Consider the following 13,463-nt stretch of genomic DNA (forward strand, 5'->3'; position numbering starts at 1 on the left):
GAGCAGACGTTACGTGCGGTCAGCCGCAGACAGCGTAGCGCTCACTTCCGACTGCGTCGCCGCATGTTCCTCTTTCGCTTTCAGACGATCCCACGCCCGGAAGAACGGGTAATAGACCACCAGCGAAATACTCAGGTTAACGACCTGCAGAATAGTCCCGGAAATATGCCCGCCCGTCGCCAGGTAGCCGCTGATAAAAATCGGCGTGGTAAACGGTAGCGCAATCCCCGCCGGCGGCGCCACCAGCCCGGTGGCCATCGCGGTATACGAAACAATCACCAGCAGCACCGGCGTCAAAATAAACGGCAGGAAGAACCAGGGGTTCATCACCAGCGGAATGCCGAATACCATCGGTTCGCTGATGTTGAACAACGCGCCCGGCGCGGCGATTTTCCCTAACTGCTTCATCTGCTGGCTACGGCTTCTGAACAGCATAAAAATCACCAGCCCAAGCAGCGCTCCGGTACCGCCCGGGGCGATCCACAGGTCGTAAAACTGCTGCGTAATAATGTGCGGAATCGGCTGGCCGTTCTGAAACGCCGTCAGGTTTTCGGACATATTCGACAGCCACACCGGCTGGATAAACACCAGCACGATAGCATCACCGTGCAGGCCCAGCGTCCACAGGATACCGATCAGGATAACCGAGATAATCATCCCCGGTAGCGTACCGCCGATATGGTGCATCGGAATACCGATAATGGTCGCGATCATGCTGTTGATATCGCCGAACGAGGAGGCTTCCACGGCCAGACGCAGCGCCAGCACCACCGCCAGCACGCAGAATCCGGGGATCAGCGCGAGGAAGGATTTCGCCACCGCCGGCGGTACACCGTCCGGCATGCGAATAACCAGATTACGCCCGGCGACAAAGCGGTAAATCTCAGTAGAGAGCAGCGAAATCACGATCGCCACAAACAGCCCCTGGCTACCGACCAGCCCGACCGGAATCACCCCTTTCACCACCTCCGCCGCCCCGTGGACCGGGGTGAACAGCGTGTGCTGTGGAATGGTCATCACAAAAGCGACCAGCGACAGGGCGCCTGCGGTCAGCGGATCCAGCGTACGGTATTTCTCTGCCAGCCGGTAAGCGATGCCGAAGCTGGAGATCAGCGCCATGATGTCGTAGGTCGCTTTCACCGGATAGAGAATTTTATCGCGCCAGACATCGCCGAACAGGCCGCTCATCATATCGGCATAGCCCGGAATCGGCAGATAGGCAAAAATCAGGAAAAACGAACCAATCAGCATAAACGGCATATTAAGAATAATGCCGTCGCGTACGGACAGAACATGTTTTTGCCCGGCGAATTTCAGCGCCGCAGGCATGACGTAACGTTCAATGAAGGTAGTGTTCGACATTTGCGATCCCCGAAGGAAATAATGGTCAGTTAAATTGCGTCAGCCACTGACGGTTGATAGTTAACACTTCATCCAGTAACGCCTGCGCATCGGTGACGTTCCCCACCAGCGGGTTGGTCACCAGCGCCAGCAGCGCGCTGTCGCGACAGCCGTGGACCGCGGCTTCAATGGTCAGCCGTTCGAACGCTTTCACCTGTTGCGTCAGGCCATTCATCGCCGGAGGCAATGCGCCAAAGGTGAGCGGCCGTGCCCCCTGGGCATCAATAATGCTGTTGGTCTCCACCACCGCGTCATCATCCAGCCCGTGAATCGCGCCGTTGTTGCGGGTGTTGACCACCATCTCCTTACCGAGATTGTTGTGGATGGCGGTAATCAGTTCCACGGCAACTTCGGAGTAGTAGGCCCCGCCGCGGAAGCTGAGCTGCGCCGGTTTCTCAGCCAGCGCCGGATCGGCGTACAGCGCGAACAGCTCCTGTTCGACCTTCATCACCTGCTCGGCGCGGGTGCCTTTGCTTTTCGCCGCGGCGATCTCTTCCGTCAGCATCGCCGGCGTCAGCCAGAAGTAGCGGTGATACGGGCAGGGAATCGCGTTCAGCGCCCGCAGGAATTCCGCCGGCCACGGCAGCTCCTTGATGTTATTCATCGACAGCGCCTGGCCATCACACAGCATGTCGATCGCCTTGCGGGTGACATCTTCGCCCCCGCGCATGACCTTATGCACCCAGACCATATGGTTGAGGCCGGCAAAACGCAGTTTGACCTCCTCCTCTCTGGCGCCCAGCATGCCGGCGATCATGTGCTGCATATTAATGGGCACGTTGCACAGGCCAATGATCTTTGCCTTGCTGTAGCGGCTCACCGCTTCAGTGACGATCCCCGCCGGGTTGGTGAAGTTGAGAATAAACGCCTCCGGCGCCAGCGCTTCCACTTTGCGCGCCACCTCAAGGATCACCGGAATGGTCCTCAGTGCCTTAGCGAATCCGCCGACGCCGGTAGTCTCCTGCCCCAGCAGATGATACTTCAGCCCAAGGCGTTCATCCGCCGCGCGCGCTGCCAGCTGGCCGACGCGCAGCTGGGTTAAGACAAAGCTGGCGCCGCGAATCGCCTCATCAAGCGTAAAATGGACGCTGACGGTAACGTGCTCCAGCCCTTTGTGTTTCAACATCCGTTGCGTCAGCGCGGCGATAATCCCGACCTTCTCCCTGCCGGATTCAACATCGACCAGCGCCAGCTCGGTGACCGGAAGCTGCTCATAACGAACGATAATTCCTTCAATAAGCTCCGGCGTGTAGCTACTGCCGCCGCCAATCACGGCGATTTTCAGTGTTTGCATAGAGGCCCCTTTCGGCATGCAGAGAGCCGCACGCAACCGGCATGATTGCGCGTGGTGGTTCAGATTTAAGAGAGAAAAAATCAGTGATTAAGCAGCGAAAGCGCCTTATCGAGCACGGCCGCGCCGCGCATCATGCCGTAGTCGGCCATATCGATCACCGCCACCGCTTTACCGTGCGGAGCGGCCAGTGCGCTCAGGCGCCCGGCTTCATACTTCACCTGCGGACCCAGCAGGATCACATCGGCATTGGCCAGCTCGCGCTCAAACTCCGCCACCGCAACGGCGTAAATATCCAGCGCCAGCGCGCGCTGCTGCGCTTCCGCCTTCATTTTGTTGACCAGCATGCTGGTCGACATGCCCGCCGCACAACACAGAACGATTCGTTGCATCGCGTTTTCCTCTTGTGGTTTCGTGATCTGGCCCGTCAAGGCATACATGAATATATTGTTAAGATTGTGTAAGAGTGAAGGCTATATGAAAATAATTTTCACCGATGTGATCGGGGATGAATTTTTCAGCATTATTATTGCGTTTTTTCAGCGCTGACTTCGCCTGTCATTAGGAAAAACTCTGTACTGGTGCTATAAATGGCAGAAAGCGATAAGTGAAAAATATTTTCAAATCATCTTCCGGAGAAAGGGACAGTCAGGATGGATATCGTAGGTCAGTTACAGGAAGGGTTAGTTCGTTTTAGCGCTCAGGAGTCGCGAGTCGCCGCGTTTATCCTGAAAAACTTAAGCTTTACCGCCAGCGCTTCTATCGACGAACTGGCCGCCAGCGCCGGCGTCAGCCCGGCGACGATCACCCGCTTTGCCCGCTCCGTCGGCTGCGAGGATATTCGCGATCTGCGCAAACAGCTGGCGCAGGCCAGCGAGCGCCGCGCCAGCTGGCTGGCGCCGGACAGCAATGCCCTGCCCGCCGCCTGGCGGGACGCGCTGAGCTATCTTGGCTCCACCCTCGCCCAGCAGCTGGCGAATACCTCGGAAACGGCGGTGGAAAAGCTCAAATCCCGGCTGCGCGAGGCCCGCGCCGTCCACTGCTTTGCCCTCGGCGCCCAGGATACGGCGCTGGCATCGCTACTCCAGCATCAGCTGCTGCCCGCCGGCATTGCCATTAACCTGTGTCAGGATGCCTCGCTGATGCGCATGACCGCCAGCACCCTCAGCGACGATCATCTGCTGCTGGTGCTGGTGACCGCCGAGGCCGATACGGTTTTACAAAGCGCAACGCTCCAGGCGCGAACCCAGGGCGTCACCATCATCGCGCTAACGCCGCCACAGCATGCGCTGGCCAATATGGCCGCCGATATTATTCCCCTTCCCGATAGTCCGCAGCTGGCACGCTATGCCCTGCTGCTGCTGGTCGATCTGCTCAATGACACCCTGATGGCCTGACGCAGGGCATTTCCGGCCTGAATACTTCCCCCCTTCAGGCCATTTTTTGCTTATTTTACAGTCAGATAAATTTACATAACGCCCAGCGCCCACCATCCGTACTCTCGTCTTTTTACTTTGTTCTGCGTCAATAAAATCGCAAACATCTTTGATGCAAATCACTACATATAGAACTTAGAATGCATCCCGGCCCTACATCTTGTATTAATCGTCTATTATGTCAGCACATCCCATCGTTCTGTGGCGGTGGTGGGATGTGGATAAAAAGGGCCGGAACCGACGCAAAACGGCGGCAGCTAAAGCCCCCGCGACGCCGGCGATACTTCCGCCTCTGTGGATAACCTGTTTTATAAAGTATGGAGTGATCATGACACCGCATGTGATGAAACGTGATGGCTGTAAAGTGCCGTTCAAATCTGAGCGCATTAAAGAAGCAATTCTGCGTGCAGCTAAAGCAGCGGGAGTCGATGACGCAGACTATTGCGCCACCGTCGCAGAAGTCGTTAGCCAGCAAATGCAGGACCGTAGCCAGGTTGATATCAACGAGATTCAGACTGCCGTTGAGAACCAGCTGATGTCAGGGCCGTGGAAACAGCTGGCCCGGGCCTATATCGAATATCGCCACGACCGCGATATCGAGCGTGAAAAACGCGGCCGCCTGAACCAGGAAATTCGCGGTCTGGTTGAGCAAACCAACTCGTCCCTGCTTAACGAAAATGCCAACAAAGACAGTAAAGTCATCCCGACCCAGCGCGACCTGCTGGCCGGTATCGTCGCCAAACATTACGCCCGCCAGCATCTGCTGCCGCGCGATGTGGTGCTTGCCCACGAGCGCGGTGAGATTCACTACCACGATCTCGACTATTCGCCGTTCTTCCCGATGTTCAACTGCATGCTGATCGATCTGAAAGGGATGCTGACGCACGGGTTTAAAATGGGCAACGCGGAGATTGAACCACCGAAATCGATCTCCACCGCCACGGCGGTAACGGCGCAGATTATCGCCCAGGTCGCCAGCCATATTTATGGCGGCACCACCATTAACCGCATCGATGAAGTGCTGGCGCCGTTCGTCAAAGAAAGCTTCAACAAGCACCGTAAAATTGCCGAAGAGTGGCAGATCCCTGATGCGGAAGGCTATGCCCGCTCGCGTACCGAGAAAGAGTGCTACGACGCCTTCCAGTCGCTGGAATACGAAGTCAATACTCTGCATACCGCCAACGGGCAGACGCCGTTCGTCACCTTTGGCTTTGGTCTCGGCACCAGCTGGGAATCCCGCCTGATTCAGCAGTCTATCCTGCGTAACCGCATCGCCGGCCTGGGCAAAAACCGCAAAACTGCGGTATTCCCGAAACTGGTATTCGCCATTCGCGACGGCCTGAACCACAAGTTCGGCGACGCGAACTATGACATCAAGCAGCTGGCGCTGGAGTGCGCGAGCAAGCGCATGTACCCGGACATTCTCAACTACGATCAGGTGGTGAAAGTCACCGGTTCGTTTAAAACGCCAATGGGCTGTCGCAGCTTCCTCGGCGTCTATGAAGAAAACGGCGAGCAGATCCACGACGGCCGCAACAATATCGGCGTGATCAGCCTCAACCTGCCGCGCATTGCGCTGGAAGCGAAAGGTGATGAAGCGACATTCTGGAAGCTGCTGGATAACCGTCTGGAGCTGGCTTACAAAGCGCTGATGACGCGCATTGCCCGCCTGGAAGGAGTGAAAGCGCGCGTGGCACCGATCCTGTACATGGAAGGCGCCTGCGGCGTACGCCTGAAGGCCGACGACGATGTATCAGAGATCTTTAAAAACGGTCGCGCCTCTATTTCGCTGGGCTATATCGGTATCCACGAAACCATCAACGCGCTGTCTGGCAACCAGCATATGTACGATAGCGACGCGCTGCGTGAAAAAGGCGTCGCCATCGTCCGACGTCTGCGTGACGCCGTCGACCGCTGGAAAGAAGAGACCGGCTACGGCTTCAGCCTGTACAGCACGCCGAGCGAAAACCTCTGCGATCGCTTCTGCCGTCTTGATACTGCCGAATTCGGCGTCATTGAGGGGGTGACCGATAAGGGCTACTACACCAACAGCTTCCACCTCGATGTCGAGAAAAAGGTTAACCCGTACGACAAGATCGACTTCGAAGCGCCGTATCCGCCGCTGGCCAACGGGGGCTTCATTTGCTACGGCGAATACCCGAATATCCAGCACAACCTGAAAGCGCTGGAAGATGTCTGGGATTACAGCTACCAGCATGTCCCCTATTACGGTACCAACACGCCGATCGATGAGTGCTATGAGTGCGGCTTTACCGGCGAGTTCGAATGTACCAGTAAAGGCTTTACCTGCCCGAAATGTGGCAACCACGATGCCGCCCGGGTGTCGGTCACCCGACGGGTCTGCGGCTATCTCGGCAGCCCGGACGCCCGTCCGTTCAACGCCGGCAAGCAGGAAGAAGTTAAACGCCGCGTTAAGCATTTGGGTAACGGGCAGATCGGCTAATTTCGCCACCGTCATCCCGGATAGCGACGCCAGCGGCCTGTCCGGGCTACAACGCTAATCTCACCATCGTCCCCCCGGAGGCGCCGCCAGCGGCTTATCCGGGCTACAACGCACCAGCGTAGGTTTCCTCAAATCAGTTGGCGTTGTAGCAAGGCGGCAAACGAGTCAGTCCCGGGGAGCTTACTGTAGTAAGTGACCCGGGCGAGCGAGCGCAGCCAACGCCGCTGCAGCGTCAAATGAGAAGAGGAAACAATGAATTACCATCAGTATTACCCTGTCGACATCGTCAACGGCCCCGGCACTCGCTGCACCCTGTTCGTCTCCGGCTGCGTCCACGAATGCCCCGGCTGTTATAACAAGAGCACCTGGCGACTCAACTCCGGGTTGCCGTTCACGACCGAGATGGCCGACCGTATCATCGCCGACCTCAACGACACGCGGATCAAACGCCAGGGGATCTCCCTTTCCGGCGGCGATCCCCTGCATCCGCAGAACGTGCCGGAGATCCTCGCGCTGGTGCGCCGCATCCTCGCCGAATGCCCCGGCAAGGACATCTGGGTCTGGACCGGTTATAAGCTCGACGAGCTGAACGACGCGCAGCGGGAAGTGGTTGATCTGATTAACGTACTGGTCGACGGCAAGTTTGTCGAAGATTTAAAAGATCCGGCGCTGATCTGGCGCGGCAGCAGCAATCAGGTCGTCCACCGCTTGAGATAGTGACGTTCAAAAACGGCTGACGCACTCCACCGCCACCGCTTTGAACTCATCGAAACTGCGTGTCTCGGCAAGCCGGGCCATCGCGCGCTCGCGCAGGAAAGTGACAAAAATATCGTAGATCGCCATCGCCTCTTCATACTCGCTTTTGCTGATCGCCAGCAGGAAGATGATATGGGCCGTTTCATCACCCCAGGCGATACCATTCGGCGCAATGACGGTATAGACCACGGTTTTTTGCGCCAGCAGGCCAAGGGCGTGAGGCAGCGCAATACCGTCGCCCAGCATGGTGCTGACGATGGCCTCGCGTTCGACCACCGAGTCATGGAACCCGGCATCGACAAATCCTTCCTGCTGCAGCTGCTGGCACAGCCCGGCAAACAGCGTCTGCCGATCGATCGGCGCATCGATCACCTGGAAATGGGCCGCATCGAAATATTTATTCAGCACCCACGGACGGGTCCTGTCCACCAGCACCAGCTTGCCGATTTGATCCAGCTGATAATCGGTCGGAAATGGCGCAATGGTCACCACCGGCTTGTCTTTTTCACCAATCCGCACGGTCGAGATGACAAAATCTTCAGCGACCGCCGCCAGCTGTTCATACTCCCGCTGCGACAGGGTGGCGGCGATTTCTAACTGCGGATATTTACGCTGCAAAATGGCTTCGATCATCCGCACCATCGCATTGCTGGTATCGCATACCAACAGCACCCGCGGCTGCCGCTGATAGCCAATGTTGTAATGACGTTCCAGTCCGACGCCAATATGCAATACCAGGAAACCAATCTCGTTTTCACTGATGGCATAGGGCGTGTATTTCCCCCAGCTGGTCACCGCCGCGAGAGTCATGTCCCACGCCATCGGGTAGTGCTGCTTAATATTATCGAGCAGAGGATTGGGGATCATGATCTGGTAGCGGACCCGGGTGATCATGGTCTTAACGTGGGTCAGCAGATCGGCATGTAGCTGAGTGTCGTCCAGCAGGTTGTAGTTATACTGGCTGTTGATGTAGCGCAGAATGTAGTTTACCAGCGCTTCGCCATCGTCGGCGCTGATGGTACCCGGATCGATGTCCTGAACCTGACGGGCGGCAAGATGTACGCACAGCCACGCTTCCTCTGCCGGAGAGAGGGCCTTTCCCGCCAGCTGCTGCAGCACGGCAGCCAGATCCCGCGCGGCATCCCGCACGTTTTGCGCGACATCCTCCGCGCTGAATTCCGCCAGCGGATAACCCTGGCTGACGCGACGCACCGTCACTGCGCTGTACATCCGGATAAAGCGCTCGCCTTCATCGGTGAGGCGCACGTGGTGCCGGGTCAGGATCTCCTGCAGCATGTCCCCAAGCTGCTCCTGCACATCCGAATTCAGCGCTTCCTCATCGATCAGCGGGTTTATCCCCCCCTGCTGCGCCTGTTGCCATAACAGATCGGTCAGGCAGGCGCGAATCGATACTTCGCTGCCAAACAGCCTCATACCGTGCCGTGGGCGGGTCTCGAGAGTCAGCTGGTAGCGCTGAAAGCGCTCGCGCACTTCGGCCATATCGCTTTGTAACGTCGCCCGGCTGACAAACCACTCGTCCGCCAGATCTTCGAGCTTAATGGAGAACGCAGAGGTCAAAAAGCGCACCAGCAGAAAGTTGATGCGATCCGCCGCCGTACGCGGAATCTGCTGCGGCTTCGGCGCATGCTCTTGCAGAGTCTGGTAGCGGGCCGGGTCGTCGATTTTCAACTGATAGCCGCTGCCGCGAGTGAGTATGAATTGCGCGCCATACTCCACTAACAACGCGTTAAGCGCGGTAATGTCGGCGCGCACGGTACGAGTAGAAACCGACAGCCGCTGCGCCAGCTCATCCTGCGGCAGCGTTTCGTTTTGCAGCAAAGTAAACAGTTGCGCTAAACGTTGGTTGGGAAATCGCATGTCAGTTCCTTCATCTTACGGCTCAAGGTTGAGCGGATATCACCATCTGTGATGGGCTGCCTACCGGGGTGTAGTCCGGGGCAAAGGTCAGCTTACCGCTCTGAGGCGCCACGCTAAAACGGGTAATATTATCGCTACGCTGGTTCATGACGTACAGCCACTGCCCCTGATTATCCAGCGTCAGCGTGCGGGGGTAGTCGCCGCGGGTCCAGATATCTTCCTGGTGACTCAGGCTGCCGTCGGCCATCACGCTAAAGTGCGCAATGCTGTTATGTAAACGGTTGGCGACATACAGCTGTTTTCCGTCGGCGCTCAGCGCCAGCCCCGCCGCGAAACTGGTGCCTTTATACGCTTGCGGTAACGCGGAGACCGTTTTGCCCTCGCGCAACAGCCCACTTTTCTTATCAAGATGATAGAACGTCAGCGTCGAGGATTCTTCATTAATCAGCCACAGACCATCCCCTTTCGGCGTAAAGACAAAATGCCGCGGTCCGGCGCCGGCAGAAGAGGCGGCGATAAACGGCGGATCGTTCGGCGTGAGCTTGCCGCTGCCGTTGTCCAGCCGGTACTGATAGATCCGATCCAGCCCCAGATCGGTAGAATAAACATATTTCCCGCTCGGATCGGCGGCGATCATATGGGCATGGGGACCGTTATGATCGCTGATAGCAAAGCTCCCCTCGGCGGCCGCAGCCGGCCGTTCTGCGCCGGCAGGGCCCTGATCCTGATGGCTATCAACCGCCTCGCCGAGGCTGCCATCGTCTTTGATCGGCAGCACCGCCACCGTTCCGCTGACATAGTTTGCCACCAGCAGATGACGACCGTCCGGTGTCAGCGACAGATAGACCGGCCCGGCCCCCGCCGAAGAGACCTGATTGAGAGCGGTTAGCTCACCGTTGGCTTCAATCCGCCACGCCTGTACCACCCCTTTTTCCACTTCGCTGGCGGCATACAGGGTTTTACCATCATGCGATACGGTGAGCTGGGCCACATTCGGCAGCGAGCTGACCAGGGCCTTATCGCGCAGCGCGCCGGTTTTACCGTCGACGGTAAACCGGTAGAGGCCTTCGCCATTCGGGTTGTAGGTACCGACCCAGGCATAATGCGTTTGCGCGGAGGCGGTGGCAGCCAACAGAGAAAGTGAAGCAACAAGCAGGTGACGAGCGGTGGGCATAGTGACTCCTTGATGGTTCGATGGGGGGTTTCCGCACGCGTCTCTCACAAAGCAACGCGTGCGGCGGGACAGCAAACCTATTTGACGAGAGCTTTGGTCATCTCCAGCAGCTGGCGAACGTCCGCCGGACGGGTATTGCCACTGGCTTTATCAATAATCGAGCTATAAATGTGCGGAATAATTTTGCTGACGCCCGCGTCCAGCGCGATCTGCAAAATTTCACTGTAGTTTTCCAGATCGATGCCGCCGGTCGGCTCCAGCCAGAAATCATGGCGGGCGCAGGCCTGTGCCACTGCGACGAACTCATCGCGGTGTTTCAGGCCCCCCATCGGGAAGTATTTGATTGAGCTGCCGCCCATATCCTTCAGCAGGGCGATGGCGGTTTCCAGCGGCACAATGCCGTCCGCTGCGCCGCTGCTCAGCGGCCCGGTCGAGATCTTAACCTTACCCGGTGTGCCGGTCGGCGACACCAGGCCGTTGACCACGGTCTGGTTCTGCCCGAGCAGCGCACGGCTGGCGCCGACGCCGGTGAACACCTGATTGACGTGCTGCGGCTGTACCTGACGCGAGATTTCGCTGACCATAGCCGACTGGTTCGGATCGCCCGCTCCCAGCCCTACTGAGAGTGCGTTATCGATGAGCTGCGCATATTCACGCATATCCGCCACCGCGCTCGCCACGTCCGGGTAGTTTTTGGAGAGCACGCCAACCAGAACGTGACCTTCCGCCGCCTCGTAGATCTCGCGGGCGTTGTCTTTGCTACCCGCCAGAACGTTCAGACATACCCGATCGCGGTAAAAGTTGGGGGTCAGTTTCATGCGTTTTTCTCCTTGTTCAGAACCTCGGCGATGCGACGAGAGACAATCTCCAGCTGCTGTGCGTTCACGCTGCGAACATCGGCTTCAATAATCCCTTCGTTGGCCTTATAGCCGCGGAAATAGATGGCGTATTCGCCCTGTTTCAGCGCGTCCACCAGTTCGCCGGTGGCGATGCCGGTAACGGCTTCATCAAATTTGATTTCGCTACGGGCGATATCACGGCCGGCGCTGTCCCAGACAACACGGGCGGTGACGCCATTAAGCGTGTTCAGCTGGTTAATGAACGGCGTCATTTTGGCAACCATCTCATCACCGCTCTCTTTACGCGCCAGCAGATAGTGTTCAATCGCGCAGGTCAGACCGAGGATCCCCTCTTTACCTACCTTCATCGCCCGACCAATACCCGCCGACTGGCGTTTCACCCACTCAACGTACTGAGTTTTCCCCACCACCAGACCGCTGGTCGGCCCTTCAATCGCTTTCGCGCCGCTGTAAATCACCAGGTCAGCCCCGGCCCGGTAGTAGCATTGCAGGTCTTCTTCTGCCGCCGCATCGACGATCAGCGGCAGGTTATGTTTGCGCGCCACGACCACCGCCTGCTCTACGCTGAGCATGCTTTTCTGCACGCAGTGGTGAGATTTGATATACAGAATCGCCGCGGTGCGCGGGGTAATCGCTGCCGCCAGCTGGTCAGCGGAACATTCGTTGGCGTAGCCCGCCTCCACCAGCTTACCGCCGCCCAGCGCGACCATCGAACCCACCGGCGCGCCAAAGTTGACGTTGTGGCCTTTCGGCAGCACGATTTCATTGTTCTCAATCGGCGTAACGTGCAGATTCTCCAGCAGCCAGCTGCTGTCTTTCACCAGCACCGCCGCGACCGACTGCGCGATCCCCGCCGAGGCGCAGGAGACGACGGTCGCCCCCTCCACATCCAGCAGCTGCGCAATGTATTCCCCGGTTTTATTCACCAGGTCTTTGATTTCGAAATAGTGATTCATGCCGCTCATCACCGCCTCCACCACTTCCGGACGCGGAGTGGAGACACCCAGCGCCGTCATGCGGCCGGAGGTATTGATGACTTGCTTGAGATGGTATTTTTCAAAAATCGAAGGCATTTTCCGCGCTCCCTTGTTCGGTCAGATAGCCCTTGCCTGCGCGAATCGCGGCAAGCGGCACCAGAATATTGTCAGCCTGCAGGCTCTCTTTTTCCGCGTCGACCAGTAACGTCGGCGCATGCTGCACGGTAAACAGCGTTAAATCGGCATCATAGCCCACGGCCAGCTGCCCTTTGCTCTTCAGGCGCAGCCCACTCGCGGCATTCACGGTGACACAATCAATGACCTGCGGCAGCGTCATGCCGATGGCGAGGAACTTCGACATCACCAGCGCCAGCGAGCGAACCGGGCCGTCAATACGGTTGCGGCAGTAAATATCGGAACTGATGCTGTGCGGCAGAATGCCCATCGCAATGGCCCGTCGGGCCACTTCGAAGCTGAAGCTGGCGGTACCGTGGCCGACATCAAGCCGCACGCCGCGCTGCAGCGCGCGGGTAATCGCGCTGCGCAGCTCACCTTCTGGCGTCAGGATGCGGTTCGGTTTGCCGTTATAGCAGTGGGTAATGATGTCGCCTGCGCTGAGCCGTTCGGCGATTTCGTCGAGGTTCGGCGGGTTGTTGCCGATATGCACCATCAGCGGCAGATCGCCGTTTTCCCGCTGGATGGCTTTCGCCCGCTCCAGCGGCGTAATTCCGTTCTCGCCGACAACGCTGCTGCTCATGCGCGCCTTCAGGCCGACGATAAAATCCGGGTGGCGTGCGACCGCCTGCTTCACCGCATCCGCGTCAATGTTGGCCATATTGGCCAGCTCGTTCTGGGCAATCAGCCCGACGCGGGAGATATTGAGCAGCGCATAAACGTCGGTAGCCGCTTCGCGGGTCAGCTGATAAAAGTCATCGACATCGTCTGCACCGGTGCTCCCGGCATCAATCACGGTGGTGACGCCGGTAGCAATACCGATGCTGTCCGGCTGGTCATGATAAATCGGTGACTTCGGGTAGCAGTGAACGTGGGAATCAATCCAGCCGGCGCTGACATAATAATTACCATGCAGATCGACGGTTTTGCGCGCAGACGCGCTAATCTCGCCCAGCGCGGCAATTTTTCCGTCCTGGATGGCGATATCGGTCAGGGTATCGTCGACGAGGCGCGCACGGCGCAGGAGTAAATCAAACATACGTATCTCCTGT

The 13,463-nt window shown here is 58.0% G+C and carries 11 protein-coding genes; 3 read left to right on the plus strand and 8 right to left on the minus strand.

Annotated features, from left to right (window positions below):
* Nucleotides 1-9: 9 nt before the first annotated feature.
* The 3 genes from celB to Q1L34_RS23685 all read right to left on the minus strand — a co-directional run bounded on the left by celB (nt 10) and on the right by Q1L34_RS23685 (nt 3,039).
* Nucleotides 10-1,362, minus strand: a complete 1,353-nt coding sequence (gene celB, locus Q1L34_RS23675) for a PTS cellobiose transporter subunit IIC (protein ID WP_004857251.1) — start codon at nt 1,360-1,362, stop codon at nt 10-12.
* A gap of 25 nt (nt 1,363-1,387) precedes the next feature.
* Nucleotides 1,388-2,695 (minus strand): 6-phospho-beta-glucosidase, encoded by a 1,308-nt coding sequence (locus Q1L34_RS23680; protein WP_071359092.1) that lies wholly within the window; start codon nt 2,693-2,695, stop codon nt 1,388-1,390.
* An 80-nt stretch (nt 2,696-2,775) separates the two neighbouring features.
* Nucleotides 2,776-3,039, minus strand: a complete 264-nt coding sequence (locus Q1L34_RS23685) for a PTS sugar transporter subunit IIB (RefSeq protein WP_230132549.1) — start codon at nt 3,037-3,039, stop codon at nt 2,776-2,778.
* Nucleotides 3,040-3,345: 306 nt separating this feature from the next.
* On the opposite strand from Q1L34_RS23685, the gene Q1L34_RS23690 reads away from it, so the two are divergent.
* The 3 genes from Q1L34_RS23690 (at nt 3,346) to nrdG (ending at nt 7,309) form a co-directional block, all read left to right on the plus strand.
* Nucleotides 3,346-4,089: a MurR/RpiR family transcriptional regulator gene (locus tag Q1L34_RS23690; RefSeq protein WP_015585302.1), complete on the plus strand. Its 744-nt coding sequence runs from the start codon at nt 3,346-3,348 to the stop codon at nt 4,087-4,089.
* 367 nt (nt 4,090-4,456) lie between these two features.
* Nucleotides 4,457-6,592, plus strand: a complete 2,136-nt coding sequence (nrdD, locus tag Q1L34_RS23695; RefSeq protein ID WP_004857238.1) for an anaerobic ribonucleoside-triphosphate reductase — start codon at nt 4,457-4,459, stop codon at nt 6,590-6,592.
* A 252-nt stretch (nt 6,593-6,844) separates the two neighbouring features.
* A complete protein-coding gene (nrdG, locus tag Q1L34_RS23700) occupies nt 6,845-7,309 on the plus strand; it encodes an anaerobic ribonucleoside-triphosphate reductase-activating protein (RefSeq protein ID WP_004857235.1) in 465 nt (154 codons plus the stop codon).
* A 6-nt stretch (nt 7,310-7,315) separates the two neighbouring features.
* On the opposite strand, the gene Q1L34_RS23705 is transcribed toward nrdG, so the two are convergent.
* The 5 genes from Q1L34_RS23705 to Q1L34_RS23725 form a co-directional block, all read right to left on the minus strand.
* A complete protein-coding gene (locus Q1L34_RS23705) occupies nt 7,316-9,226 on the minus strand; it encodes a BglG family transcription antiterminator (protein ID WP_015585303.1) in 1,911 nt (636 codons plus the stop codon).
* A gap of 22 nt (nt 9,227-9,248) precedes the next feature.
* Nucleotides 9,249-10,400 carry a lactonase family protein gene (locus tag Q1L34_RS23710; RefSeq protein WP_004857227.1) on the minus strand — a complete coding sequence of 384 codons (1,152 nt, stop codon included), beginning with the start codon at nt 10,398-10,400 and terminating at the stop codon, nt 9,249-9,251.
* A gap of 77 nt (nt 10,401-10,477) precedes the next feature.
* The gene (gene dagF / locus Q1L34_RS23715) at nt 10,478-11,218 is read right to left on the minus strand and encodes a 2-dehydro-3-deoxy-phosphogluconate aldolase (RefSeq protein WP_004857224.1); all 741 of its coding nucleotides are present in this window, start codon (nt 11,216-11,218) and stop codon (nt 10,478-10,480) included.
* Nucleotides 11,215-12,333, minus strand: coding sequence for a DgaE family pyridoxal phosphate-dependent ammonia lyase (locus Q1L34_RS23720; protein ID WP_004857221.1), 1,119 nt, complete (start codon nt 12,331-12,333; stop codon nt 11,215-11,217). The genes dagF and Q1L34_RS23720 overlap by 4 nt, the downstream gene beginning before the upstream one ends.
* Nucleotides 12,317-13,450 carry an amidohydrolase/deacetylase family metallohydrolase gene (locus Q1L34_RS23725; protein ID WP_004857218.1) on the minus strand — a complete coding sequence of 378 codons (1,134 nt, stop codon included), beginning with the start codon at nt 13,448-13,450 and terminating at the stop codon, nt 12,317-12,319. Before Q1L34_RS23725 ends, Q1L34_RS23720 begins: the two co-directional genes overlap by 17 nt.
* Nucleotides 13,451-13,463 lie beyond the last annotated feature (13 nt).

It is taken from the genome of Klebsiella ornithinolytica (assembly GCF_030505655.1).
GTDB lineage: Bacteria > Pseudomonadota > Gammaproteobacteria > Enterobacterales > Enterobacteriaceae > Klebsiella > Klebsiella ornithinolytica.

Bases quoted from the DNA above. Each gene is read 5' to 3' on its own strand.
- celB (WP_004857251.1), bottom strand. From the start codon at position 1,362: ATGTCGAACACTACCTTCATTGAACGTTACGTCATGCCTGCGGCGCTG.
- dagF (WP_004857224.1), bottom strand. From the start codon at position 11,218: ATGAAACTGACCCCCAACTTTTACCGCGATCGGGTATGTCTGAACGTT.
- Q1L34_RS23725 (WP_004857218.1), bottom strand. From the start codon at position 13,450: ATGTTTGATTTACTCCTGCGCCGTGCGCGCCTCGTCGACGATACCCTG.
- nrdG (WP_004857235.1), top strand. From the start codon at position 6,845: ATGAATTACCATCAGTATTACCCTGTCGACATCGTCAACGGCCCCGGC.
- Q1L34_RS23685 (WP_230132549.1), bottom strand. From the start codon at position 3,039: ATGCTGGTCAACAAAATGAAGGCGGAAGCGCAGCAGCGCGCGCTGGCG.
- Q1L34_RS23710 (WP_004857227.1), bottom strand. From the start codon at position 10,400: ATGCCCACCGCTCGTCACCTGCTTGTTGCTTCACTTTCTCTGTTGGCT.
- Q1L34_RS23680 (WP_071359092.1), bottom strand. From the start codon at position 2,695: ATGCAAACACTGAAAATCGCCGTGATTGGCGGCGGCAGTAGCTACACG.
- nrdD (WP_004857238.1), top strand. From the start codon at position 4,457: ATGACACCGCATGTGATGAAACGTGATGGCTGTAAAGTGCCGTTCAAA.
- Q1L34_RS23705 (WP_015585303.1), bottom strand. From the start codon at position 9,226: ATGCGATTTCCCAACCAACGTTTAGCGCAACTGTTTACTTTGCTGCAA.
- Q1L34_RS23690 (WP_015585302.1), top strand. From the start codon at position 3,346: ATGGATATCGTAGGTCAGTTACAGGAAGGGTTAGTTCGTTTTAGCGCT.
- Q1L34_RS23720 (WP_004857221.1), bottom strand. From the start codon at position 12,333: ATGCCTTCGATTTTTGAAAAATACCATCTCAAGCAAGTCATCAATACC.